24 protein-coding genes are annotated in these 24,215 nt (G+C 42.2%); 12 read left to right on the forward strand and 12 right to left on the reverse strand.

The window, feature by feature from the left end; translation table 11 throughout:
• Positions 1 to 48: 48 nt before the first annotated feature.
• Both ACM0OW_RS03870 and pgeF read right to left on the reverse strand, forming a co-directional pair.
• A complete protein-coding gene (locus ACM0OW_RS03870) occupies positions 49 to 879 on the reverse strand; it encodes a metallophosphoesterase (protein WP_414548840.1) in 831 nt (276 codons plus the stop codon).
• A 69-nt stretch (positions 880 to 948) separates the two neighbouring features.
• The gene (gene pgeF / locus ACM0OW_RS03875) at positions 949 to 1,716 is read right to left on the reverse strand and encodes a peptidoglycan editing factor PgeF (protein WP_414548712.1); all 768 of its coding nucleotides are present in this window, start codon (positions 1,714 to 1,716) and stop codon (positions 949 to 951) included.
• 76 nt (positions 1,717 to 1,792) lie between these two features.
• Between pgeF and ACM0OW_RS03880 the strand changes: the two genes are divergently transcribed.
• Positions 1,793 to 2,611 carry a biotin--[acetyl-CoA-carboxylase] ligase gene (locus tag ACM0OW_RS03880; protein ID WP_414548713.1) on the forward strand — a complete coding sequence of 273 codons (819 nt, stop codon included), beginning with the start codon at positions 1,793 to 1,795 and terminating at the stop codon, positions 2,609 to 2,611.
• A gap of 83 nt (positions 2,612 to 2,694) precedes the next feature.
• A complete protein-coding gene (locus ACM0OW_RS03885; protein ID WP_414548714.1) occupies positions 2,695 to 4,452 on the forward strand; it encodes a peptidoglycan DD-metalloendopeptidase family protein in 1,758 nt (585 codons plus the stop codon).
• A gap of 37 nt (positions 4,453 to 4,489) precedes the next feature.
• Here ACM0OW_RS03885 and ACM0OW_RS03890 read toward each other — a convergent pair whose 3' ends face one another.
• Positions 4,490 to 5,152, reverse strand: coding sequence for a riboflavin synthase (locus tag ACM0OW_RS03890; RefSeq protein ID WP_414548715.1), 663 nt, complete (start codon positions 5,150 to 5,152; stop codon positions 4,490 to 4,492).
• 339 nt (positions 5,153 to 5,491) lie between these two features.
• Here ACM0OW_RS03890 and ACM0OW_RS03895 point away from each other — a divergent pair, with 339 nt between their 5' ends.
• The 5 genes from ACM0OW_RS03895 (at position 5,492) to ACM0OW_RS03915 (ending at position 8,910) form a co-directional block, all read left to right on the forward strand.
• Positions 5,492 to 5,989 carry a bifunctional nuclease family protein gene (locus ACM0OW_RS03895; protein WP_414548716.1) on the forward strand — a complete coding sequence of 166 codons (498 nt, stop codon included), beginning with the start codon at positions 5,492 to 5,494 and terminating at the stop codon, positions 5,987 to 5,989.
• 351 nt (positions 5,990 to 6,340) lie between these two features.
• Positions 6,341 to 7,471 carry an aldo/keto reductase gene (locus ACM0OW_RS03900; RefSeq protein WP_414548717.1) on the forward strand — a complete coding sequence of 377 codons (1,131 nt, stop codon included), beginning with the start codon at positions 6,341 to 6,343 and terminating at the stop codon, positions 7,469 to 7,471.
• Positions 7,472 to 7,589: 118 nt separating this feature from the next.
• The gene (locus ACM0OW_RS03905; RefSeq protein WP_414548718.1) at positions 7,590 to 8,192 is read left to right on the forward strand and encodes a Uma2 family endonuclease; all 603 of its coding nucleotides are present in this window, start codon (positions 7,590 to 7,592) and stop codon (positions 8,190 to 8,192) included.
• Between the two features lie 93 nt (positions 8,193 to 8,285).
• On the forward strand, positions 8,286 to 8,678 hold the full coding sequence (locus tag ACM0OW_RS03910; RefSeq protein WP_414548719.1) for an AAA family ATPase: 393 nt from the start codon (positions 8,286 to 8,288) through the stop codon (positions 8,676 to 8,678).
• Between the two features lie 37 nt (positions 8,679 to 8,715).
• The gene (locus ACM0OW_RS03915) at positions 8,716 to 8,910 is read left to right on the forward strand and encodes a hypothetical protein (protein WP_414548720.1); all 195 of its coding nucleotides are present in this window, start codon (positions 8,716 to 8,718) and stop codon (positions 8,908 to 8,910) included.
• A 10-nt stretch (positions 8,911 to 8,920) separates the two neighbouring features.
• Here the strand turns inward: ACM0OW_RS03915 and ACM0OW_RS03920 are convergent, their stop codons facing one another.
• Positions 8,921 to 9,127 (reverse strand): hypothetical protein, encoded by a 207-nt coding sequence (locus ACM0OW_RS03920; RefSeq protein WP_089091097.1) that lies wholly within the window; start codon positions 9,125 to 9,127, stop codon positions 8,921 to 8,923.
• Positions 9,128 to 9,312: 185 nt separating this feature from the next.
• On the opposite strand from ACM0OW_RS03920, the gene ACM0OW_RS03925 reads away from it, so the two are divergent.
• From ACM0OW_RS03925 to ACM0OW_RS03935, 3 genes are all read left to right on the forward strand, one after another.
• Positions 9,313 to 9,924 (forward strand): exopolysaccharide biosynthesis protein, encoded by a 612-nt coding sequence (locus ACM0OW_RS03925; RefSeq protein WP_414548721.1) that lies wholly within the window; start codon positions 9,313 to 9,315, stop codon positions 9,922 to 9,924.
• An 80-nt stretch (positions 9,925 to 10,004) separates the two neighbouring features.
• Positions 10,005 to 10,856 carry a class I SAM-dependent methyltransferase gene (locus ACM0OW_RS03930; RefSeq protein ID WP_414548722.1) on the forward strand — a complete coding sequence of 284 codons (852 nt, stop codon included), beginning with the start codon at positions 10,005 to 10,007 and terminating at the stop codon, positions 10,854 to 10,856.
• Positions 10,857 to 10,898: 42 nt separating this feature from the next.
• Positions 10,899 to 11,420, forward strand: coding sequence for a hypothetical protein (locus tag ACM0OW_RS03935; RefSeq protein ID WP_414548723.1), 522 nt, complete (start codon positions 10,899 to 10,901; stop codon positions 11,418 to 11,420).
• 17 nt (positions 11,421 to 11,437) lie between these two features.
• On the opposite strand, the gene ACM0OW_RS03940 is transcribed toward ACM0OW_RS03935, so the two are convergent.
• Complete coding sequence (locus ACM0OW_RS03940; protein ID WP_414548724.1) at positions 11,438 to 12,637, reverse strand: extracellular solute-binding protein; 1,200 nt, start codon at positions 12,635 to 12,637, stop codon at positions 11,438 to 11,440.
• A gap of 305 nt (positions 12,638 to 12,942) precedes the next feature.
• Here ACM0OW_RS03940 and ACM0OW_RS03945 point away from each other — a divergent pair, with 305 nt between their 5' ends.
• The gene (locus tag ACM0OW_RS03945; protein ID WP_414548725.1) at positions 12,943 to 13,314 is read left to right on the forward strand and encodes a hypothetical protein; all 372 of its coding nucleotides are present in this window, start codon (positions 12,943 to 12,945) and stop codon (positions 13,312 to 13,314) included.
• A gap of 86 nt (positions 13,315 to 13,400) precedes the next feature.
• Here the strand turns inward: ACM0OW_RS03945 and cobT are convergent, their stop codons facing one another.
• The 4 genes from cobT to ACM0OW_RS03965 form a co-directional block, all read right to left on the reverse strand.
• A complete protein-coding gene (gene cobT, locus ACM0OW_RS03950) occupies positions 13,401 to 14,513 on the reverse strand; it encodes a nicotinate mononucleotide-dependent phosphoribosyltransferase CobT (protein ID WP_414548726.1) in 1,113 nt (370 codons plus the stop codon).
• Positions 14,514 to 14,517: 4 nt separating this feature from the next.
• Complete coding sequence (locus tag ACM0OW_RS03955) at positions 14,518 to 15,228, reverse strand: DUF2232 domain-containing protein (RefSeq protein WP_414548727.1); 711 nt, start codon at positions 15,226 to 15,228, stop codon at positions 14,518 to 14,520.
• Positions 15,229 to 15,296: 68 nt separating this feature from the next.
• The gene (locus ACM0OW_RS03960) at positions 15,297 to 15,995 is read right to left on the reverse strand and encodes a Crp/Fnr family transcriptional regulator (protein WP_414548728.1); all 699 of its coding nucleotides are present in this window, start codon (positions 15,993 to 15,995) and stop codon (positions 15,297 to 15,299) included.
• Positions 15,996 to 16,393: 398 nt separating this feature from the next.
• Complete coding sequence (locus ACM0OW_RS03965) at positions 16,394 to 17,602, reverse strand: RNA-guided endonuclease InsQ/TnpB family protein (RefSeq protein ID WP_414548729.1); 1,209 nt, start codon at positions 17,600 to 17,602, stop codon at positions 16,394 to 16,396.
• Between the two features lie 204 nt (positions 17,603 to 17,806).
• On the opposite strand from ACM0OW_RS03965, the gene ACM0OW_RS03970 reads away from it, so the two are divergent.
• The gene (locus ACM0OW_RS03970) at positions 17,807 to 21,724 is read left to right on the forward strand and encodes a hypothetical protein (RefSeq protein ID WP_414548730.1); all 3,918 of its coding nucleotides are present in this window, start codon (positions 17,807 to 17,809) and stop codon (positions 21,722 to 21,724) included.
• Positions 21,725 to 21,765: 41 nt separating this feature from the next.
• Here the strand turns inward: ACM0OW_RS03970 and ACM0OW_RS03975 are convergent, their stop codons facing one another.
• From ACM0OW_RS03975 to ACM0OW_RS03985, 3 genes are all read right to left on the reverse strand, one after another.
• Positions 21,766 to 22,599, reverse strand: a complete 834-nt coding sequence (locus tag ACM0OW_RS03975) for a carbohydrate ABC transporter permease (protein WP_414548731.1) — start codon at positions 22,597 to 22,599, stop codon at positions 21,766 to 21,768.
• Between the two features lie 19 nt (positions 22,600 to 22,618).
• The gene (locus ACM0OW_RS03980; RefSeq protein ID WP_414548732.1) at positions 22,619 to 23,158 is read right to left on the reverse strand and encodes a 5-formyltetrahydrofolate cyclo-ligase; all 540 of its coding nucleotides are present in this window, start codon (positions 23,156 to 23,158) and stop codon (positions 22,619 to 22,621) included.
• Positions 23,159 to 23,251: 93 nt separating this feature from the next.
• Positions 23,252 to 24,211, reverse strand: a complete 960-nt coding sequence (locus ACM0OW_RS03985; protein WP_414548733.1) for a GDP-L-fucose synthase family protein — start codon at positions 24,209 to 24,211, stop codon at positions 23,252 to 23,254.
• Positions 24,212 to 24,215 lie beyond the last annotated feature (4 nt).

The following is a 24,215-nucleotide window of genomic DNA, read 5'->3' on the forward strand; positions in this document are numbered from 1 at the left end:
ATCAAAAATTAAAATACATCTTGGTAAGTGCCAAAATTTCAGAGTAATTTATGCCCTTTGGAGGATAATTTCTGTAACTTCAGGGGGACAAAATAAACGTCCTGGTAAATAAGTCCCCAAACCACGATTCACATACAGCTGATTATTTCCTACTTGATGTAAACCTTGCGCCCATTCCCAATGGCGGATAATCAAGTAGTTTCTTTGCAGAAAGGGAAAGTAACGCTTTACTTTCATCGGTATATGTTGCAAAGCTTTTTTGTAGTAAAGCAACATAGGCCCCAGTCCGGGAATCACGATTTGTCCACCGTGTGTGTGACCAGATAATTGCAAATCTACTCGCCATGCTTGCAATAACTCCGCCGTATCAGGGTTGTGGGATAGAACAATCCGAGGGATCTCAGGGTCTAGTTGGTTCATGACGACTGTGGGATTAAATTCCAGTGAATAACGATCCGCTAGTCCGACTAATGGTAATTGTTTTCCGAAAGGATAGGCGATTTGATTCCAGAGGACGTTAACCCCAACGCTAGTTAGGGCGTTGGTAATTTCGCTTTTTGAGTGCTTGTAATAGATGTCGTGATTACCCAATATGGCATAAACACCAACCTGACTTTCCAGCTGTTTGAGTCGTAAAGCTAACTCATGAATGGGTTCGGCGCTTGTGGTTACATAGTCGCCAGTCAATAAAACTAAATCTGGTTTTAATTGGTTGCTAGTAGCGATCGCCTGTTCTAACATTTCTTCTGACAGTCGCAAACCATCATAATGAAAGTCTGACATTTGCACCAATTTCTTACCTTCTAAAGATATAGGCAAATCTGGAATTTTAACCGTTAATCTCTCTATACTCAACGGTCCAGATAACAACCAGTGCATAATGTCTTTAGTCAACTTCGATTATGGAGCTTACAGTTTAGCTAAAAAATCATCTGATCACCAAGATAATCACCGGACAATTCCTGACCATTGAATTTTTTTCTGTTGCTCCCGACGATAAGAAAAGAAATATTCTGGAGTTTGGTAAGTACAGTAAGGCGCGATCGCTATTTGTTCAGCACTAATACCCAAGCTTTCCAGTTGTAAAACATTGACTCGTCGCACATCCAATTTAACTTTTCCGGGTTCGGGATCTGCGAATAAAGGTGAATTTGGTAACTCATGCAAAGCAGCGATAATCTGCTGTTCCTCTGCATGATGTGTAATACTAGCACCCACTTCAGCCGCTACTTCCAGAGCAACTTGGTAAACTTCACCGGCGATCGCCGGTCCCATTGCAATCCGTAAATCATCGAGTTGACTACCTTGATTTTGCAGTCGAGCGATCGCCTGGGGAACAATCTTCGCCGCAGTTCCTCGCCAACCCGCGTGTAATGCTGCTACTTGTCTAGTTTTGACATCCCCAATTAATACAGGTGTACAATCGGCGCTAGCTACCCAAACAGCTTGTAAAGGGTGTTCGCTGATTAAACCATCACCCAAGACTAAACTATCTTCTGAGCCTAACTGCTGCTCAATTTCTTGTGGGGTGAGAACTATATTGCCATGTACCTGCTGCAAACGATAAGCTGATGCTTCTGAGTGCAGTGCTTTTGTCAAATCGTGAGGCGATCGCGGCCAAAACTGTTGAGTAAAGAAGCCGTGATGCCAATCTTGTAGAAGACTACTAGTAAGATAGGGTAGTCCTTGCCAATTGTGCCAGTGCCAGGTGTGCATCTTGAACCAAACCGAAACAGAAATCAAAATCAATCAATTAATGCTAACTTGAACAACGGGATTTCGGTTAACTGCTGTGGGATTTGATAGCCAACTCTTGGAAACTACACTGGAATCGGGACGTGGGCATACTTATATACCATCCTCCCTACATATTTTTGAAAGTGTTCCCTCAACTAATCAGACCCTGTGGGACTTGCTCAAACAAGGGGCTGATAAAAACTCTGTAGTCATTGCTACTCAGCAAACTTCTGGGAGAGGACAATGGGGCCGTCAGTGGATTTCTCCCACCGGGGGACTATACCTTTCGGTGGGTATTGTTCCTAAACTAGAAGCTAGTGATAGTTATCAACTCACCTTAGCCAGTGCTTGGGGAATTGCTGCGGGGTTGCGTCAGTGCGGCATAAGTGTAGGCATTAAATGGCCTAATGACTTAGTATTGCAGGGTCGCAAACTCGGCGGCATTTTGACGGAAACAAAAGTCCACAATGGACGGATCATACAAGCAGTGATTGGTGTTGGCATTAACTGGAGCAACCCAGTACCAGATACTGGCATCAATCTAGAATCCTGGCAAGCTTCCCAGCCTACTCAGGCTATCTCTTGTCTGGAAATGCTAACTTCCACAGTTTTACTGGGAATAGAATCCGGTATACAGTGTCTCTGCCTAGAAGGAGTAAATGTACTCTTGTCTCGATATTTAGATTTATTGACCAATATCGGTGATCAGGTATATATCAATAATCTTTTAGGAACTGTCATCGGCGTAACTTCACAGGGGAATCTTCATGTATCGTTTGAAACTTATGATCCAAATGAGATAAAAACACCAGAAATTTATGTTGAACCCGGTACAATCAGTCTGGGTTACAGCAAATCTTCTGTTTTATTTTAGGTTTGTTAAAAATTTCGCTCTTTGGGCAAGACAAACCACTGACATCATCTCTTGAGACTAATTTAAAACAACTGAGAGAAACAATGACGCAGCGCCATAAATCTGCCCCTCACCATTTAAACGACTCGTCCAGACGCAATCCTTACGGAAAACTTTTCCACATCTATGCATCTACGCTACCAGCACAAAGCTTTTTTTTGCTAAGTAGTGTTAGTTTCTTAGGTGGGGGTTTAGCAATTGCTCAGACAGAAACAGGTATAGATAATATTGTTCCCACTGTTGAAAGCTCTCAGCCAGCAGTAGTCATCCCAACTAATGTTAAAAAAGAGACTGTTTCTTCTGCACTCTCTCGACCACAACCGGAAGTTGCAGAACAGCAAGCGGATCTGAGACAGAGACTACGTAGTAGACAAGAGGTTTCCCCTCCAAAAACAAATGTGAGTCAGGACAAACCCAAAGTTGAGGTTTCTACTCCCAGAGCCAATGTCGCTCCGCAAAAACCTAAAGTTGAGGTTTCTACTCCCAGAGCCAATGTGAGTCAGGACAAACCTAAAGTTGAGGTTTCCACTCCCAGAGCCAATGTGAGTCAGGACAAACCTAAAGTTGAGGTTTCCACTCCCAGAGCCAATGTGAGTCAGGACAAACCCAAAATTGAGGTTTCTACTCCCAGAGCCAATGTGACTCAGGACAAACCTAAAACAGAAATAGCCCAACCTAGTACACTCCGCACCTTACCGGAAAAATTACCAGAAATTGCCCAACCAGCAAATGACTTAAACAGCACCACCAGTGCAACCACAGGCAAAACCACGGATTATAATAACGCCTACATTGATCCTAACAATTACAACACCAATACTAAGGCTACTTATCAAGCACCCAACTCCGTGGTGCTAACAGAACGCTCTAGTGGTTGTCAAACGGTATTACCTTCTGGACAAAGCATATCAATTGGTTGCGCTCAAGCACCCCAGGAAACTGGACGCAATCAGCGAGTAGCCAATTCTGATGGTAAAACAGCACCCAACTGGCTTCAAGCTAGCAAAAATAGTCAGGTAGCCAATGTTGCAGCAGCTCAACCAGTAGCTCGACCAGTAGCCACTAATAACAGCAACGACAGATGGAGTCCTAGTCAAACTGCATCTAGTGGTACTAGCAAAACTGCTTATCGCCCGAATCGGTTTATCCCTAACCCTAGCGATTTCGCTACCACATCAGGGAATACATCTCCCATCGCATCCAGTGGTGGAACTCTACCCCCACCAATGACAGCAGCGAATACTGCACCCCGACCCAGTACAGTAGCTTACGACTTCCAATTAGCATCAGTACTGCCACAAATTCCCTTCACTGGGAGACTCGCCTATGGTGGCGATGGGGGAATGAGATTTCCGCTTTCTATACCTGCTCGTATTAGTTCTGTATTTGGTTGGAGAACTCATCCCATTTCAGGCGATCGCCGCTTCCACGCCGGCACAGATTTAGCCGCGCCAACTGGTACACCAGTAGTAGCAGCCTCAGACGGTACAGTAGAAACTGCCAACTGGATGGGTGGTTATGGTTTAACCGTAACTGTTAACCATGCTTCTGCTCAACAAACCCTCTATGCTCATTTGTCTGAACTGTTTGTTCAACCTGGTCAAAGGGTAGAACAAGGAACCATTATTGGGCGAGTTGGCAGCACTGGTAACTCGACAGGGCCTCACCTACACTTTGAAGTCCGCCACCTCAAACCAGAAGGTTGGGTTGCTGTTGACTCAGGTGTACAATTACAAGTTGCCCTCAGTCAGATGGTACAAGCGTTGCAAACAGCTCGCATTACCCAAGAACCAGAAAGCTAGCTCTTGTAGAGACGCGATTTATCGCGTCTCCTCCCAATTACAAATACCCATGTTCTGCCAAAAACTCAGGTGTCAGCATATCGGGTTTTGAATGTTGTTTACCAGGGGAAAGAAATTTCTCGACATATTTGCCGAGAATATCCCCTTCTAAATTTACCCAACTGCCTGAGACAAGATAACGGAGATTTGTATCATCATAAGTGAGGGGAATGACTGCGACTGTGAACTGAGACAATTCCGGCTCATATTCAGCTACTGTTAGACTGATACCATTCACAGCAATGCTACCTTTGGGGACAATATACCGCGCGATCGCTTCGGGTGCAGTAAAAGTCATTTCCCAAGAACTAGCCGTTTGTGCGGCTGTTACCAATTGACCGATACCATCTACATGACCCATGACAAAGTGACCGCCGACTTTACCCCCCACCCGCAGCGAAGCTTCTAAATTGACGTATCCCTGCTGTGTTTGCTCTTCTCCCAGAGTCGTGCGGCGTAGAGTCTCCGGTGAAGCAGTGGCGATAAAGCCATTGTTTAAAATTTTTTCTACTGTTAAGCAAACTCCATCAACAGCAACGCTGTCGCCGTAAGCCAAATCCTGCATAATGACAGCAGAGGACTGACTTACAAAGGTAATGTGCCACGAATCGCCCTCCACGGGTTTCATCGTTCCTAATGCTTGGATTAATCCTGTAAACACGGCTTTTTTCTCAAACTAATTCTATTTATTGCCTAATTTTGCGAAAAATCCACTGTAATTCTGACATTAATGCCGAACAGATTAAGTATAATTTCTAACTGTTCCTATTATAAAGTTATTAACACATTCGCATCCTTCACAAGGCATACTTGGTTAATAAGGTTATTGTCTAGGTAGACCACTTTGACTTACTCTGGTTTTCACAACCAGTTCGGAGTTTAATAGAAGCAATTATAGAGAACAATGCTTATGTTTATTCCCGCCCCTAAGTTACCCAACAAAACAGTATTATTTGTTACAGAGCGCCCAATCATTAACAGGATTGTAGAGGCTTAGGCAATGATTGAAATGAGAGTAGCTGGCATAGCATTAGATGCCATAACCCGCAGTCCGATTGTACTTTTAAAAGATGCCTCAGATCGGAGAGCTTTACCAATTTATATTGGACAGGAACAAGCGAAGGCAATTATGGGCGCGCTAGAAAATCAAAAGCCTCCCAGACCACTAACACACGACTTAATTGTGAATCTTTTAGAGTCATGTTCCATGATTCTAGAAAAGGTAATTATTCACTCCTTACAAAAGGATACATTTTATGCAGCTTTAATTGTCCAGCAAGGCGAAATCAAAAAAGAAATTGATGCGCGTCCTAGCGATGCGATCGCTGTTGCTCTCCGTACAAACGCCCCGATCTGGGTTATGGAAGAAGTGGTTTCCGATGCTTCAATTCCCGTTGATCGCGACGCTGATGAAGCCGAACAGCAAGCCTTCCGTGAATTTATCTCCAATCTTCGCCCCGAAGATTTGATCAAAGGCTTTGGAAATGGTGACAGCTAGATGAGTCAGAGGGGCAGGGGAGCAACGCGATTTTGTGAGGTGCAAAAAATTTGTAATATAAGTTACCTGGGTATTGAGCGATCGCTACCTAGAAAAGGTAAAAATAGGGAACTTCGACCAGGGTTTATTAGGAATCAGCCCTGGTAATTGAGATATAAAATTCGATCTCACATTTTCGCGTTGCTCCCGAGGGGCAGGGTGCAGGGTGCAGGGGGGAATATACTTGGACTAGCAACATCCTACGCCCTCTCTTCTTATTACTCAATACTCCTGTACGGGCGGGTTCACTAAGGATTTCGACGACTCACAGACTCACTGCTTAAACCCGCCCCTACCCACTCAGCACTGTTAATGGAATACCGACGCTTTGGCAAAACTAACCTACACCTTGCGGTTTTTTCTCTGGGAACAATGCGCTATTTGGCTGATGTCGAAAATGCACAGCAGACAATAGCCGCAGCTTTAGCACAGGGAGTAAATCATCTCGAAACAGCCAGAGGTTATGGCAAAAGTGAGGAGTATCTGGGTGCAGCTATCAAAAGCGGATTATCATTACCCCGTTCCCAGGTTTATATCACCAGCAAAATTCCGCCTACAGTTGATGCTGATAGTATGCGTAGGTGCATCGATGAATCCCTAGAACGATTAAATCTAGATTATCTAGATTGTTTAGGTATTCATGGCTTAAATACTTGGGAGCATCTCCAGTGGGTGCAAGACAATAATGGCTGCATGAAAGCCGTCCAGGAAGCTGTTGATGACGGTCGAGTGCGACACGTTGGCTTTTCCACCCACGCTTCATTAGATATAATTCTCGCAGCGATTAATACAGATTTATTTGAATTTGTCAATCTGCATTATTACTATTTTTTCCAACGTCATGCCCCAGCAATTCAGCTAGCTGCTGAAAAAGACATGGGTATTTTTATCATTTCTCCAGCTGATAAGGGAGGCCGCCTCTACACGCCACCCCAAACATTAATAGACCTGTGTCAGCCTTATTCACCTTTAGAATTAAATTATCGATTTTTACTCCGTGACCATCGGATTACTACTTTGAGTGTGGGTGCAGCCAACCCAGATGAATTAATAGAACCTTTACAGTTTTCTGATAGTATTCATGAATTAACACCTTCAGAAAAATTAGCTTTTCAAAACTTAGAAGAACAGCAAAAAACTGCTTTGAAAACTGACAAATGTAGTCAGTGTTATGCCTGTTTACCTTGTCCAGAAAATATCAATATTCCCGAAGTATTGCGGTTACGAAATCTCGCTATAGCTTATGAAATGACGGACTATGGAAAGTATCGTTATGGAATGTTTGAAAATGCTGGTCATTGGTTCCCTGGAATGAAAGCAAACCGTTGTACAGAATGCGGTGAATGTTTACCTCGATGTCCCGAAAATTTAGATATTCCCGCTTTGTTAGCAGATACTCACGAAAAGTTAGGCGGGAAAAATAGAAGAAGATTGTGGGAATAATTCGTAATTCGTAGTTCGTAGTGCCTCTTTCAGAGGAACTTCGCTAACGTAATTCGTAGTTAAGATGATTGTCCTTAACACGTTAGAATATTTATAGACATCGCTACAGGAAAAAACTATGCAAGTAACACAACAGCGATATTATACGCCAGAGGAATACTTAGCCTTAGAAGAGGCTGCTGATTATAAAAGCGAATATATTGACGGGGAAATAATTCCAATGGCAGGTGGAACAATAGATCATAACCGAATCTCTGGCAATCTGTACGCGGCATTAAATTTTGCTTTCAGACAGCAGAATTATGAGGCTTTCGCAGGTGATTTGCGTCTGTGGATACCACAAAAGCGTATCTATACTTATCCAGATGTGATGATTCTGGCGGATGAACCGGAATTTTTCAATAACCGTCGGGATATAATTGTCAATCCACAGGTGATTATTGAGGTTTTATCAAAATCGACTAAAGGCTATGACCGTGAGAATAAATTTGAGGCTTATCGAACTATTTCTACGTTTCAGGAATATTTACTAATTGACCAAACTCGGATTCGTGTAGAGCAATTTTCTAAGACTGGGAAAAAGCAATGGTCGCTGCGTGAGTATGATGAAGAAGATCAGGCGATCGCACTCAATACTATACCCTTTGAGATTTCCCTACAAGATTTATACAACAAAGTTAAATTTGAGCTTTTAGAGTCCGCTGTTGAAGAATGCAGTTGAAGCAGGTGCTTGTTTTGCTAAAGTGAGAAGTATCACAACTGCTTGTACTAATACCAGTCATTAGCTCTTTGTTGTTTTTGGCTAAATAAAATTATGTTAAAGAGCGTAAAAATAGAGAATTTTCGAGGTTTCAAATCTTTCGAGCTTCAGCAGCTAGGTAGAATTAATCTGCTCGTGGGTAAAAATAACAGTGGCAAAACATCTCTATTAGAAGCTATTCAACTTTTATGCTCACGGACTAATCTTGAGCCACTCGGTGAAATAATGATAAACCGAGGTGAGTATATTTGGAATGATAATCTAAGAGGAGAACGTGAACTTAATATCTGTCACTTATTTCATGATCATGAATTTCAAGTAGATGGTACATTTTCAATTTCAGGAATAAGCGATGGGCAAAGCCCCACCAGAGGCGATAGCGTTCGCGGAGCGTGTGCTTTGCACTCAGCGCTGCTGCAAGCAGATCGCATCCTATTTATATATTAAAAATGATAAAAAAGGGGTAGACGTTGAAAAACCACTAATGAGTAGCACCAAAATTCACTTAGTTGTTGGCATTCATAACGTTACCCTCACAGTGTTTTATACTGAAAAAGATGATTCTTGGCAATTCCGATTGCTGAGTCCTGGTGGTGCAGTGTTTGGTGAGCGCAAGCTTTACTACTCGCCCGAAGCCGCCGAAAAAGCAGCGAGAGAGTGGATGAGAGAAGGCAATTAAAGGCACAAAATCAATTTTTTGTCTCAGCCAGTCCTTCTAAATGAAAAGCCAGATTCTTCAGCGCCATGTCAATTTCAGAACTGTAAGGAATGCTGCGCCATCTTGGAGTTGTGGCGTTGTCCATTGCAGTTGTTTCCAGATATTCAGCAACAACCATTAATTTTTCGGGATCTGTTGCGGCTGTGGCTAAATTTTCTAAAAATTCTTGAGATGTCATGGATTTTCTACAACTAGGTAACAGTATGAAAATTTCATTGCTGCTACGATAATAACTACTGCATCTCAATCAGTCTGTTCATCAGACTCATGTTTTACACAGCTATTTTTTGGTAAACCCCAGCCCTATAGATTAAAGTAAATTAAATTATTACTCGTTCCTAAATTTTCATTACCTTAAACCCAATGCCCCTGAGATTTTCTCAAGACATTAAGTTACTCCTGCAACGCCTAGCCGAAAACCCACTGACTCTAGGTGATATTATCTCAGAAACTTCTGAACGCGGCTTTAGCTTCGTGATTGCATTATTAGTCTTACCATTTTTGTTCCCGACACCACCAGGCTTAAGCACCCCTCTTGGTATTGCTTGTTTGTTGATGTCAGCGCAGATGGCTTTAGGAAGACGTAGACCTTGGTTGCCGCAAAAAGTTGCTACCATACAATTTCCTCATTGGTTTGCCAAACAACTATTACAAAATTTACAACGAGTTACTAAGTTTCTAGAAAAATTCTCCCGTCCACGTTTTGAAAAACTTGCTGACAATCACATGACTTGGCGTATCAATGGGATATGTCTGACTTGGTTAGCAATGTTACTCATGTCGCCATATCCTCCTTTCTCCAATCCTATCCCTGCTGTGGGAATGTTAATCCTAGCAATTGCTACCATTGAATCTGATGGTATATTGATGGCACTGGGATATATCGCCACCATTTTGAATACTTTGTTTTTTGGTTTTGCTGTCTATATTTTGTATTCAGGTGCTACTTATTTACTACCTAGTATTTTTCAATAAACTCTAGTATTAGTCTGATAATAAATTATCTGTGTATCTATTTAATAATCAATAAGATCATTTTATTACTTAAATTCTGAATGAAAAGCAATATCTCACAAAATCCCGAATTTTCTCCTCAAAATGTTGAACCACTTCATCATGATTGGGATAGTCACCTGTATGAAGATAAACACGCCTTTGTTTGGCAATATGGTGAAGAATTGCTGAAATTGCTCAATCCCAAGCCAGGAGAATCTATTTTGGATCTGGGCTGTGGTACGGGACAACTCACTGAGAAAATTTCCTTGGCTGCTGCTGAAGTCATAGGAATCGATAGCGCCCCCGCAATGATTGAGAAAGCCAGAGAAAACTATCCTCATCTATTATTTGATGTCGCTGATGCTAGAAATTTTCAAGTAGACCAGCCATTAGATGCGGTGTTTTCTAACGCGACTTTGCATTGGGTGAAAGAACCAGAAAAAGCGATCGCCTGTGTGCATCAAGCACTGAAACCAGGAGGGCGCTTTGTGGCTGAGTTCGGTGGTAAGGGAAATGTGCAGGCGATCGCTCAAGCTTTGTCCAAGGCTTTGGAATCCCTTGGAATTACAGACATAAAAACACGGAATCCTTGGTATTTTCCCAGTATTGGCGAATACGCTACACTCTTAGAACAGCAAGGTTTTGAAGTTACTTATGCCATCCTGTTCACCCGTCCCACTCCCCTAACAGACAAACAAGCAGGAATGGCAAATTGGATTAAAATGTTCGCCAGCAATTTTCTTGTAGGATTAACTCCTGACCAGCAAGCACAAGTCATTCATCAGGTAGAGCAGGCACTTGCACAAAAAATGTATTCTGATGGTAGCTGGATAGCTGACTACAAAAGACTACGGTTTTTTGCTATTAAAGCTGAGAAACACCAACAGCAATTATTTAGTCCTAAACCATAAGCGAATAGAAAATTGTTCGCAAATAAAAAATGGTCTGCGTTTATGTTTATACACAAAATATCTAGTCGTAAGGCATCACTTCCTTTACTGCTAACGATTTTTCTGCTCCCAGTATTAGCGTCCCTAGCAGAAGCCGCCTCAGTGCCATCGCCTTCAGACGCGCCTTTAGAACTTGCCTTATTAACCCAACCCAATGGTGCTGTAATGACAGCCGATACAATTAACCCAGAAGGATTAACTACACCTAGTTTATGGTGGGCAAAAGAAAATTCCGAGAACAAACTGTTAGATAATTGGATAGCATATCCCACCAACGAAGAAGAACCCGCCAGAGTAGACCTGATAGTTAATCAACAAATTTGGAACTTGCTAGACTATCTAGAACGCTACGACTTTGTAAATCGCTTAGGTAGCAGTGCCAGAAAGGACGGTTATAACGTTCGAGTCTTCAATTATCAACAGAACCTTTTGGCAACTTATACCTGTAATTTTGTCACAAGTCCCACATCATGCCGTATCCAGATGAATAATCAAAATAGGTTAAGGTTGTTGCGCTCTCTCTAGAAACAAGCAAAACTTATCTAATCTTGCTTAATTTTGGCGAACAAAGATTCATACTGCTTCATGGCTGATGGAGGTAAAGCGAGCAAAAATTCACTTTTGGCGAAAACTTCCCGATTACTTTGTAATAAGCTTCTAAATGGTTCCTGAAGATCAGATGGAGAAATATCAGGAAAAATTGGCGAATTACTTCTAGTTAGCACAGAAATCTTTTTAGCGGTGTCTGGTTCCCAACAAAAATCCATCCACTGTGATGAGAATGTGTCTGTTTTCACTCCTGTGGGACGTACCCATAAGTCTGCCCAAATTGCTGTTCCTGATTTCGGCACAACTGCGGCCAATTGGGGATAACGCGTCAAAATGGGTATGATGTCGCTTGACCAACCCACGGCTATCCAAGTATCTCCAATAATTAGCGGTTCTAGGTAGTTACGGGAACTGTACAACCTTACCTGTTGGTTGAATGCTCGTAGTTCATTTTCTAAGTTCGTTATGGTGTCGAGATTTTCTGTATTGTAGGATTCTCCCAGCTTTTTCAAAACCAGACCGATAACTTCTCTAGATTGATTAACTATAGAAATTCGCCCCTGCAATCCATCTCGCCACAAATCACTCCAATCCTCCGGTGTCCATCCCAAATTCTGGAACTTTTGACGATTATAAAGAATTACAGTACTACCCCAACGGTAAGGAGCCGCCCAAACATTGCCTTGAGTATCCAAATTACCTTGATTATCCCGCTTGACCAGTTGCTGCCACCTTTGATCTAAAGCAGACCACTGTTTTAACTGTTTGACTTCTGCCTCATCTAGTGGTTGAATGAGTTTCTGTTCAATAGCTGCTTTAAGCCAGTAATCTCCTAGTGTCACTAAGTCAGATGCAACTGTTGATGGGGATTCCCTAAATGGTATAAAACGAGTCCAAAATGGTTCTTCTGTGGGCTTTGATTTATCTTGCCAACCTTGCAATTGTTTAAATAAATCTTGTATTTGCTCGACTGGAGAAAAATTTAACTGTACCTGTTGCTCTAAACTTCGGCGAAACTGGCGAACTATCTGACTGGGGATAGAACCTTTTAATAACTGGATATTAAGTTTCGTTTGGTTGCTGTCGCCACAACCAACTAGCAGCTGCGAAAGCGCTAGTCCACCTGCACCCAATAAAAAAGACCGTCGATTTATCGATTTTTGATTTGGAATTTGGGAATTTTGCGTAGGCATAAATTAAATAAATAGATAAAATTATAGCTTCAGTGCTTATTAAACCTTATTTTCGGAATTATCAGGACAAAACTGCACACTTTAAGGACTTCAAAGAAGTATGGTAAAAGTAACTACTAATGATTTTAATTTTATCAACAAGCATCATCAATAATACTGATAAAAACCATCGACATTTTTTATATATAAATACTTCACTGATTATATCGCGACATAATTTTTGAAAAATTAAATAATTCAGAAGTATAGCTAATGTCACCTATAAATTGCGTAACATAAAGAAAATATACGGACGAGGGTATTGAATGGAGCCATTACAAACACAGATTTTGACTTTGAGTGATAAACTTGATGCCCTCTGCCAGGTAATTGAGCAACTTGATGATAAAGTCGCTCAAGCTTTCTCAGAATGTTCTGTCGCAAATAAACAAGCCAAGAATAATGTGGAAAATAGTGATGTCGTCCGCTACCAGTTAAAAAAACATATTAGTTTAAATCCAGAAATGGAACACAAGGATGTATTGACAGATGGTATGTCTTTAGATATGAATCGGCAAGGTAGCGAGCAGAACTTAACACCAGAAATTCAAATACAACGACTAACAGCCCAATTAACCGCAGCTTACAATCGCATTGCGGCTTTAGAAGAACAATTAATGAAAGTTAGAATGCATTAAATTATTTGTATTTAGAATAAAATTATGGCGGCTTAATTCTTGACATATAGCAATTCTCGACTGGTTTCCGTATTGAAAAATGTTGTTTATAAACAGTCTTTAAGCTGATCTAGTTGAGCTTCAATGGCAGTTAAAAGTTGATTTTGCTGCCAATTTTGGCTCAGAGAAGCCGCTATGCAAGCAGATCCTGCCCCTACACCTTCTTTGACAAAGCCTTGCTCATAAGCTTGGAGTTGGGGATGACGAGAGTTTGTAAAACTTAACTGAGTAGCTAGTAGGGGAGGGATTGTTTTACCTAAGCTGAGGGCTAAGTCAACAGTGCCACCAGTGGGATCTTCTGCTACCCAACGGGTTGTACCTACGACTACTGCTGTTGGTTGCCAAGATAAATCATAAGTATCAGCGATCGCACTCATTAAAGCATAAACCGCCAGCATTTGTGTACCACCCGCCAGCATAACACCACAACTGCGACTAGCTGCGATCGCCATTCCCGCCACCACCACCTGCATCGGATCACCTACCGCCGCCACAAGTTCTAAGGGGTCTAAAAATTCGCCCCTTCCAGATTCCCTCATTCTCTTCAGTCCAGCTTGTACCACCTCCCACTTTTGTGTATGATTACAAACCGGATGGCTACTGTTGACTTTTCCCACTGCATCTATACCCACACCAGTGAGAATCGCCAGGGCGGTAGTTGTACCTCCCACAACGCACTCACCTAAAATTACATATCCTTCTTGAATATTGCTAGCCAGGCGTTCTCCCCACAATAGCCCTTGCTTAAACAAGTGATGCACAGTTGTGATTTCCATAGCATCACCTGTACTTAAACATTTAGCTGGAGAGCCACCCAAATCAATGACTGGCACAGCCGCAGGCTGAGGTAAGCCAGCATTAAACAAATAAACTGGAATATTCAGAGCCTCCACCACAGCACGAGAAATGAGTACAGGAGAAGCGCCCGCCGTCAGTGGTGGCAGGGGATAGAGGGGTTTTCGTCCTGCTCCATAATATAAAAACTCAGCATCAGCACAAGCGGTATATTTACGAGCTTCTGGGGTATTACCAGCAGCTGAAATGCCCGGAATTAGACCAGTATCAGTAAAACCTAAAACACAGGCAAATACTGGGATACAACCCCTATACTGAGCAAGCCATTTTTCACCTTGTTCTATTTGCGTATAAATACGAATCAATTATTCAACCTTCATAATCCATCAGAACCTGTACCCATTGTGGTGGACGGGGAATGGGATTGCCGACCCGATCCAATAGCAGCCATGCTGCCAGATGTACCATAAACAGATAAATAAAATTATTGAACACAATTAACACCACTGCTCCTATTTGTACCAAAAATACACTAGGACTAGTTAATAATTGCAGCCTCAAAAATGCCCACTCTATCAGTTCTGTAACCTGGTTAATCACATAAATCCAGAGGTCTTCACCCGACAACACAGACAGTAGCCACAGCCGAAAGAACACCCCTAATGTACCCAACAGTGTACCCAAGGTAATAGATACAATCCAGGGAACACGACGATGCCATGTTACACCTAAAAGCACACCCATAAAAGCAAAGGGCATCACAAATAATAGACTACGAACTGGCCCCATCAGCACTGATAGTAGCAACCCGGAAGTAACAGCAGCCATCCAGGCTGCTCTTCTACCCCAGCGTAGGTAAACTAAAGCGATGGGTACAGGAAAAAATATCCGCAATACAGGCCCCAAAGGAAAATAGAAATTAATAAACCAAATCAAGCTAGCAGCGCTGGCTAAAAATGCTGTTTCCACCATTCGCAAGGGCGCATCAACTTTTAGTCTTGGTCGCCTCAACTGTTCGTTGAGGGCGTTAGGAAATTCAGCAGAGGGGTTTTCATCTGGGAGAGAATCTGAAATGCTCATTGTGAAAAAAGTTTGAACGACTTGGCCTTATGTCCTCCGCGATGTCATGGGAATTATTGACGAGTACTTTAAATAATCGTCTTTTCCAGGGCTGACAAGTCAGGAATACAAATGGTGTCAGGGTATCTTGTAATCAACCCTTTTTTTTCTAGCCTTGTTAATACTCTTGTAACTGTTTCCCTCGCCAGTCCACTCAAACTACTCAATTCTCGGTGAGGTAAATTGGGAATTTCTGTGCCAGTTTGCCCTTTTTTGCCCTGTCCTTCTGCCAAAAATAACAGAGTATCTGCAACTCGTGACTGACTATCAGATTCTCGCAATCGCAGGCGACGGTTTACTTGTCGTAAGCGTCGAGCCATTAATTGTGATAATCGGAGTCCCGCCAAGGCTTCGGTATAAAGTAACTTGACAAAATCCTGAGATGGGAGACTACCAATCATTGTCGGAGCCAGGGTAATCACATCAGTGGAACGAGGAACTTCATCTAACGCCGCCATTTCACCAAATAATTCCCCTTTACCAATAATATTAAGTGTTACCTCTTTACCTTCCATATTGTAAGTACGAATCTTTACCCAACCTTCCAATACAAAATATACAGATCCGCCCCAGTCATTCTCTAGTAAAATCACTTGATTAGCTGGGTGTGTACGGGTAACAAGATGGGTAAGAGCTATCTCTATAGCAGCTTCTGGCAACCCTTCAAAAAAGGGAGCAGTCATTATCCAGGGATTGCTGGTTGCTTGTAAGCTATATCTGTCTTCCATTACGGCATATTTATTGAAGCTGTTATATATAAAACAAACCAGGCGCTATATTCAGCTTAAGCTATCAAACCAAGATCCCTTTCACAAATAAAAATACGTTGTATTATACAAAAAATATTCAAAATTGTGGGCGTTGCATGGGAGAGGGAAACAGGAAAGCAGGGATACATAAGTACTGAGTCTGATTAGAACATCAAATAGGAACCCTATCGGTAAGAATTGCTTAAATTTTTTGCACACAGTATGCTATCTGTTCTGGGGGGATTCTTTTGGAGTCAACTGCATGGCAAATTTTATTACTACAAAACATAAACAAACAATATCAATGATACTCAAGATAGTTAATTTGTGCTAATTTGACATCCTCAACGAGGCTCAAGCCACGGTGATTCCAAAGATTACTCTTTGAGTTTCCTCTTTCCACGAGTTGATTTGCTTGAAAGAGTTTCCTCTCCCAAGTATTGATCAGTCTCTCCAGAGGCGTTAGTTCCGACGTGACCCGCCGTACTCAATCCTTTTTCTAATATGTTCCGCGCCGAATTCCAATCCCGGTCTTGGGTATGCCCACAGTGAGGACAAACATGAGTTCTGATGCTCAGAGATTTCTTAACAACCTCACCACAGTTAGAGCAATTCTGCGAAGTGAAGTATGGTGGAACTGCAACAGTCACCACGCCAAATACTTTGCCAAAATACTCAACCCATTCTCGGAACAGCGACCACGAAGCGTCACTAATGGATTTAGCCAAGCGATGATTCTTGACCATATTCCGCACCGGCAAATCTTCATACGCCACGAGGTCGTTAGACTTCACTACGCACCTTGCTGTCTTTATAGCAAAGTCTTTACGCTGGCGACTTACTTTGAGATGCTTCCGCGCAAGTTTATTTCTAAACTTAATTCTGTTCTGAGAACCTTTTGTAGTCTTGGACAAACGGCGTTGCAGTCGCTTCAAGGATTTCTCCGATTTACGAAGATGTCTAGGATTGGCAACTGTTTCTCCATTGCTATCGGTATAGAAGTGGTTCAATCCGACATCTATGCCAATAGTTTTACCCGTTGGTTCTCGTTTCTCTACTCGGTCATGGTCAATGCAGAACTGGCAATAATAACCATCTGCACGACGCACAACCCGCACTCTTTTAAACTGTTTAAGTTGGTAGAAATGCAAGTCACGAGTTTCCCACAGTTTAAAAGTTCCTGCTTTAAACCCATCCGAAAAAGTGATATAATTTCGGTCGTCAGAGAGTTTCCATCCACAGGTTTTGTACTCAACAGAACCTTGTGTTTGTTCTTTCTTGAATTTTGGAAAACCTTTCTTCCCTGGTTTGCTTTTCTTGCAGTTATCAAAGAAACGAGCGATTGCAGACCAAGCTCTTTCTGCACTAGCTTGACGAGCCATCGAGTTGAGCTTGTCCACCCAAGGGAAATCTGTATTAGCAGCCAGCACAGCACAAAATTTACTAAGGTCGTATCGCCCTATTCCCTTGTTGTCGATCCAGTATCTCAGGCAAGCATTGCGAACAAATCTAGCAGTCCGAATAGCTTCATCCAGCTTTCTGTACTGTTCATTAAGTCCTTCAAGTTTTGCCTCAAATACCAGCATATTTACGTCACACTTACTGACATAATTATATCATATAGTCGCCCTAGAAGGCGATGCACTGAGCCTGTCGAAGTGGCGAAGCTTTAGACCCAAATCTTTGGTCAAGCCTTACGGGCGCTGCGCTGAGAGCCAAGCCGAGCGTTAGCTCATTCTCCAGTAATTCTCATACAAGTTAAAATCCAGTTCTAGCTAAGGTAATTTAACGTGACTTCCCGTGCAGATGAAATCCAAAAACTGATTGCAGACATTGACAACTTACTCAACAGCAGTGGTAAACGCTTATCTAGGCTGTTGTCTGGTCAAGTGCCGGAAACTCGAGAAGTATTAGAGAAACTTCGTACTTTCCTTGTCCAGCAAACAGAAAGTGAGATATTAGATAGCAATGACCAAAATCAGCTGACTGGAGAGGTGCAAAGGTCGCCTTTGTTGGAGAAATTTGTCACTCAAGCTAATAGCCAATCTATGGTTACGCCACGTCAACTATCAGCACAGTCAGACCAACCGACTACAGAACAAAGTAATTTATTATCTCAGCAATTAAAAAGCGAATTATCGATATTAATACAGCCGTTGCAAGCAGAATTAGTAACAATGATGCAAGAGAGGGCAACTCTTGTTCAGGAAATTAGGCAACTAGAGCAAAGGAGACTACATAATCACTCTTTAAGCCAGCAGTGGGCTAACCAAGAGCAAATGATTTCGGAATTTTTGCAGCTACTAATGAGCCGCATTGCATCTAATTTAATGCCACAAATAGCAGATAATGTTGCCCATGAATCCAGTTCTGCTACTACGAATAATCATAGTAATCCAGAAGTAATATCCTCTGCGGCTCAACCTTTCTTAGAATCATCAGAACAGGCAGAAAGGTTAACTCATTTAACGAAGGAACTAGATCAACGTCTATTATCCCTAGATGGAACTGTAAATTTTGTCTTTGAGGCACTACAGCGTAATATTAATACTTATCACGAGTCCTTATGTCAAGGATTGGCAAGAATGCACAGTACGGGTGTGCAGGGCGAGCAGTTAATGGCGAATTTTCTGCATAATTTAACGCAGAATTTGCAACAACAAGCCCCAATGACTCGGTTATCTTTTCCAGAATTAGGCAAAAATGAACCCCTATCTCCATTACCATCATTATCAACTCAGATAAATAATGATGCACCAGCAGATCATCTAAATGAGCAAACAAATCGGTCGTGGGAATTTGTGGCACCAGAGGCTTCGTCTTCATTTACATTTAATCATGAAGAAGATGTGATTGTTGCAGATGATCTGGATGCAATGCTTTTGGAACTGGCTGTTGATGATGCTCTATCATCTAGTCATACTGCAAGTAGATTACAGCAGGATAGTTTGGAGTTATTTGGTGATGAAGTAGACCAACTTTATGCCAGTTTATTGGGTGCTAATAATTTTAATTATCTCAACCTGGATGTAGAAGATGCCACATCGTCGCAGATTGCAGAGACTATACCTGCATCTCGCTCTCATTCAGTAGAACCAGAGATGATCTCAGAAGATCATATTGCAGAGACTACACCTGCATCTCTGATTCAACCAGTAGAACCAGATGCAGAACCAGAGTCATGGCAAGAATTGTTTTTTGAGGAAGCTACCAACTCTGAAAAATCAGTAGATGCTTCTGCTTTATCACCAACAGAAGTTGTATTAGCTGATAGTTCGCTTATGGAACCAAGCAGTGCTGATACCATTACAGCTTTAAGTGATTTATTTGCCAATTTAGGCGTAAAAGAGCAGGATTTGGAAGTTTCTTCTGGTTTGGAAACAGCAGCAGTAGTAGCCAAAGAAACTGATATTAATTACCCATCGGAAGTAGTTGTTCAACATGAGGAGTCAGAGTATTTAGATAACTATATTCCGGCTTCGCCACAGGAAAATTTGCTATCACCAGAGGAGAGCCAGTCTAACCGTCTGCCGGATATTACTCTAGATGAAGAGCAGATACAACAATTAAATCAGGATTTGGCTCACTTTAATGAAATGCTCCAGCCTGATTTAAATGTAGATATTGTTGCAGGTTCTGAAGAGAGCATAGAGCCGCAAATTTGTACGGAATCTGATGTGGATACATTGGAGGTTAACCCCATATCTTGGGCGCAAACAGCAGATGATTTGGAGTTTCGTCTTCCAACTGAAGCAACAGAGACGCTGACAACTGCTGAGGAAGAAAGTTCTGTAATCTCAATTTCCGATTCTGGAGATCAAACAGATGTTTTGCCTCACACCCTGGAGTCTTGCTGGTATCTAGGTATTGATGTGGGTACAACTGGAATTTCTGCGGCTTTGTTGAATCGTTCCACGGCTGTTGTTTATCCTATCTGTTGGACAGCAGAAAACCCACAGGGAGTGAATTCGTGGCAGCAATCGTTTCGTTTACCAGCAGAGGTTTATCTCCCCACTGCTTCTGTACCTCCAGGAGAGCCGGAAAGCACCGACGAAGCACAGGCGGCTAAGGAAAGTCAGGTGCATAATTCTTACTCGGTGCAGTTGAAGCCATATTTACACGTAGCTATCCCATATAAGAATGAACAACAAAAATGGGAGCCTGTATTACAATTCAATAAATTTTCGGCGGGACCTTTAATTTGGGTGGTGCGATCGCTCTCTAAGTTACTGTTAACCTTAAAATCGGATAGCCATAGTACAACTCAAGGTTTAATCGCTAGTGCTGTGGGTTTAGATGTCGCAACTTTCCATAACATTATTAATCAGATTTCTGGTGTGAACTGCACCTGTCCATCTAGCTGGTCAGAACAATATCGCTTTAATGTGCGCGAAGCTATACTAACTAGCCAATTAGTCCAACATCCACAGCAAGTCTTTTTTGTAGAGGAAGCGATCGCTAGTCTACTGAGTACTCTTGATAGCGCTAGTGGTGAAACAGTTCAAATCAGCAATACCCAAGGTTTACAGCCAGCAAAACCTAGTGAAGAATCTCTGGTTGGTAATACCTTTTTGATTAATATTGGGGCAACTAACACAGAAATGACTCTGGTTAATTTGCCAGATAATTTACAGCAATTAACACATAATGATTTTATGCTTCATAGTTTTGCTTATGCTAGTAATGGCATTGAGCAAGATATTATCTGCCAGTTACTGTTGCCTTCTAAATATAGACAACCACGTGATACAAACCAGCAAGAAACTACCACTAATACTTGGCAATGGCAACCTGCTTTTCCCGGTTTAGATCAAATGCGGTGGGAAAGTTTGGGATTGGCAGAATTAGATTTACCCCAAGTAGGTGAAGCAGATATCACGGCTCGAATTCGTCTTCAGCAGAGGTTAGAAAGTTCGGTTTTAGGACAAGCGGTACTAGATGCAGCGTTGACGTTGAAGCTAATTTTACAACAGCAAGATACTTTTACTTTGGAATTAGCTGATCAGCGATGGCTATTGAAGCGACGGGATTTAGAAAATCAGGTGTTTATTCCCTTTGTGCGCCGCTTAAACCGAGAATTTAACAAGTTGTTAGTGGCTCGTGGTATCCCGACAGAAGCAATTAATCAAGCGATTTTAACTGGTGGGGTGGCTTCTTTAGGAGTTGTAAATAATTGGATTCGGCAAAAACTGCCTAACACCAAAATTATTCAGTATTTGTATCTGGGTGAAAACAGCGCTCCCAATTGTAGCAGGGTAGCATTAGGTTTGGCGATGTTACCTTTGCATCCCCAGGTTTTAGAAGCATCTAAGCAACAATACACCGACTATTTCCTATTTGGGGAATTGCTGCGACTTTTGCCAGATAGGACTTTATCTTTTGGCGAGATTCTCCAGTTATTTGAGGGTTGTGGGATTAATACGAGTATTTGCCAGCAACGCTTATTAGCCTTTTTGTCAGGTGAGTTACCTGCGGGTTTAATACCTACCACCCCTGATTCTACTTGGCTTTGTCGCAATTCTGAGCATAACCCTGATTACCAAGCGATCGCATCTGCACCACTGTTTGAAAAGCAAGGAAATCTCAATTACCGTCCCAATTTCTCACAAGTGCTGGTTTTACGCCGTTATCTGGATGCTATCAAAGCTAGTACTCAGCAACCTATGGAGGAACCTTATACGGTGAATTTCGTAGAAGTGAATTCTTAAACAGGTGGGGGGAGCAGATGCCCACCCCACAAAGGTTTCATTTATCCCTTGACACCACTACCTGTTTCTGTAGGTACAATGTAGCGTTGTAAAAATAAGAATAATAGCAAAACTGGGGCAATAGAAATTATGGAACCAGCAGCTACTAAGCGCCAGTCTAAAGAAAATGTCCCAGCTAACTTCGCTACTCCCAAAGGTAGGGTATATAAGCTTTCATCTTGGATGACAATTAACGGCCAAAGAAAATCGCTCCAAGCACCGATGAATACGAAAATAGACAAAGTAACTAATGCTGGGCGAATTGCTGGCAACATAATATGCCACCATAAGCCTAATTCTGAACTCCCATCCATACGGGCAGCTTCTTCTAGTTCTTTAGGGACACCCATAAAAGCTTGTCGCAGTAGAAAAATGCCAAAAGCCGAAGCTAAACTCGGAAAAATTATGCCTAAATAAGTGTTTCTTAAACCTAATTGGACTGTCAAAATATATAGGGGAATCATCACGATTTGAAAGGGAATCATGATGGTTGAAACGATGGCGATAAAAATAGAGTTTCGCCCTACAAATGACAATCTGGCTAAGGGATAAGCAGCTAAAGAACAAAATAGTAGATTCAAACCGACAGTCAGGACAGCCACTAAGGTACTGTTATAGAGGTATTGTGTAAAGGGTAGCGATCGCCATACACTAACGAAGTTATTTAATGTTGGTTGGCTGGGTAATAACTGCGGTGGCGACTGTAAAATATTTTCTGTAGGAGACTTCAAAGCTGTACTGATCAGCCACAACAAAGGAAAAAGCGTCACCAGTGCGATCACGCCTAATAACCCGTAGATTAAAATAGTTTTTAGTCGTGAATTAGAGATTTTCAAAATAAGAATTGGTTGAAATTCAATGGTTTTCAGTAATCACAACTTGTAATGGTTTATCCCAAGATTCCAGAGGAATTTGGGGTAAATACGCAAAATCAAAGACAATGCCTATAGTCGGCTTACTTGCCCAATGTGGTGAACTGAGTAAGCGGTCATAATATCCACCACCATAACCCAGACGGTATCCCTGATAGTCGCAAGCCACACAGGGAACGAGAATCAAATCAACATTAGCAGGTTCGATAGTTGGGGCGTGAGCTAATGGTTCAGTAATACCATAAGTGCTGACTTGAACCGAATCTTCAGGTTTCCAGAGATGCCAATGCAGAGACTGACCAACACAGCGTGGAAAACCCCAATTATAGTTAGTATTTGTAAACAATGGACTCAAATCAGGTTCTTGACGAAAGCTGAAATAAGCCAGTATTGTTTGAGCCTGAATAAATGAAGTATAACCTTGCAAATGTCTACAGATGCGATCGCTCCTTTCCCTCCATTCTGCCACAGATATAGATTGCCGTTTTTGTAGTAAACTTCGGCGTAAATCAGCCTTCCCCATGCAAAAAACCTCCGCGTACCTCTGCGCTTACCTTAGCGCTCCTCTGCGTTAAAAAAAAGGTGGGACTCGCCCACCCCAAAGTAACTATGCAGTTTACACTGAGCGCAGCCGAAGTGCGTTTTGCCGATACCACTCAATCGTATTCTTTAGCCCTTGCCTAAAGCTTACCTGAGCCGTAAAATCAAAAGCTTCCTTAGCCCGTTCAGTATCCAAACAGCGCCGGGGTTGACCATTTGGCTGATTCGTTTGCCAAACAATCTCACCGTCAAATTCCATCAATTCGCAGATCAAAGTAATTAAATCGCGGATAGAAATTTCCTCGCCTGTTCCCAAATTAACTGGTTCAGAGCCATTGTAGGAAGTTGTACCCATGACAATTCCCCGTGCTGCATCCTCCGAATAGAGAAACTCACGGGTAGGGCTACCATCACCCCAAACCGGAAGTTGTTTTTCTCCCTTGATTTGGGCTTCATGGACTTTGCGAATTAACGCTGGAATCACGTGGGAACTACTGGGGTCAAAGTTATCTTCAGGGCCGTATAAATTTACTGGCAACAAGTAAATGCCATTAAAGCCATACTGCTGGCGGTAAGATTGCAATTGAACTAAAAGCGCTTTTTTAGCAATTCCGTAGGGAGCGTTCGTTTCTTCTGGGTAGCCATTCCAGAGGTCATCTTCTTTGAATGGCACTGGTGTAAATTTGGGATAAGCACAAATAGTGCCAACACAAACAAATTTTGCAACTCCAGCTTCATGGGCAGCGTGAATTAGCTGAGTACCCATGATCAAGTTATCGTAAAATAACTCTGCGGGTTTTTCGCGGTTCAGACCAATACCACCGACGTGAGCTGCTAAGTGAATGATAATGTCTTGTTGGTCAACTGCACGCTGGCAATTTTCCATGACACGTAAATCATGCTCACGCGATCGCGTAACTGTAATTTTGGCACTATCAGCCCCAGCCTGACACAGTTGCGAAATCACCTGACGACCCAGGAAACCCGCGCCACCAGTCACGAGAATCCGTTGATTTGTTAGTTCTAAGGCGGTCATAATT

The sequence above is a fragment of the Anabaena sp. CCY 0017 genome, assembly GCF_963920885.1.
Lineage (GTDB): Bacteria > Cyanobacteriota > Cyanobacteriia > Cyanobacteriales > Nostocaceae > Nodularia.

Coding starts and splice junctions, on each gene's coding strand:
- ACM0OW_RS03965 (WP_414548729.1), bottom strand. CDS start 17,602: ATGCTGGTATTTGAGGCAAAACTTGAAGGACTTAATGAACAGTACAGA.
- ACM0OW_RS03895 (WP_414548716.1), top strand. CDS start 5,492: ATGATTGAAATGAGAGTAGCTGGCATAGCATTAGATGCCATAACCCGC.
- ACM0OW_RS03935 (WP_414548723.1), top strand. CDS start 10,899: ATGTTTATACACAAAATATCTAGTCGTAAGGCATCACTTCCTTTACTG.
- ACM0OW_RS03960 (WP_414548728.1), bottom strand. CDS start 15,995: ATGGAAGACAGATATAGCTTACAAGCAACCAGCAATCCCTGGATAATG.
- ACM0OW_RS03940 (WP_414548724.1), bottom strand. CDS start 12,637: ATGCCTACGCAAAATTCCCAAATTCCAAATCAAAAATCGATAAATCGA.
- ACM0OW_RS03870 (WP_414548840.1), bottom strand. CDS start 879: ATGCACTGGTTGTTATCTGGACCGTTGAGTATAGAGAGATTAACGGTT.
- pgeF (WP_414548712.1), bottom strand. CDS start 1,716: ATGCACACCTGGCACTGGCACAATTGGCAAGGACTACCCTATCTTACT.
- ACM0OW_RS03955 (WP_414548727.1), bottom strand. CDS start 15,228: ATGAGCATTTCAGATTCTCTCCCAGATGAAAACCCCTCTGCTGAATTT.
- ACM0OW_RS03980 (WP_414548732.1), bottom strand. CDS start 23,158: ATGGGGAAGGCTGATTTACGCCGAAGTTTACTACAAAAACGGCAATCT.
- ACM0OW_RS03910 (WP_414548719.1), top strand. CDS start 8,286: ATGTTAAAGAGCGTAAAAATAGAGAATTTTCGAGGTTTCAAATCTTTC.
- ACM0OW_RS03905 (WP_414548718.1), top strand. CDS start 7,590: ATGCAAGTAACACAACAGCGATATTATACGCCAGAGGAATACTTAGCC.
- ACM0OW_RS03885 (WP_414548714.1), top strand. CDS start 2,695: ATGACGCAGCGCCATAAATCTGCCCCTCACCATTTAAACGACTCGTCC.
- ACM0OW_RS03945 (WP_414548725.1), top strand. CDS start 12,943: ATGGAGCCATTACAAACACAGATTTTGACTTTGAGTGATAAACTTGAT.
- ACM0OW_RS03920 (WP_089091097.1), bottom strand. CDS start 9,127: ATGACATCTCAAGAATTTTTAGAAAATTTAGCCACAGCCGCAACAGAT.
- ACM0OW_RS03985 (WP_414548733.1), bottom strand. CDS start 24,211: ATGACCGCCTTAGAACTAACAAATCAACGGATTCTCGTGACTGGTGGC.
- ACM0OW_RS03900 (WP_414548717.1), top strand. CDS start 6,341: ATGGAATACCGACGCTTTGGCAAAACTAACCTACACCTTGCGGTTTTT.
- ACM0OW_RS03915 (WP_414548720.1), top strand. CDS start 8,716: ATGAGTAGCACCAAAATTCACTTAGTTGTTGGCATTCATAACGTTACC.
- ACM0OW_RS03925 (WP_414548721.1), top strand. CDS start 9,313: ATGCCCCTGAGATTTTCTCAAGACATTAAGTTACTCCTGCAACGCCTA.
- ACM0OW_RS03930 (WP_414548722.1), top strand. CDS start 10,005: ATGAAAAGCAATATCTCACAAAATCCCGAATTTTCTCCTCAAAATGTT.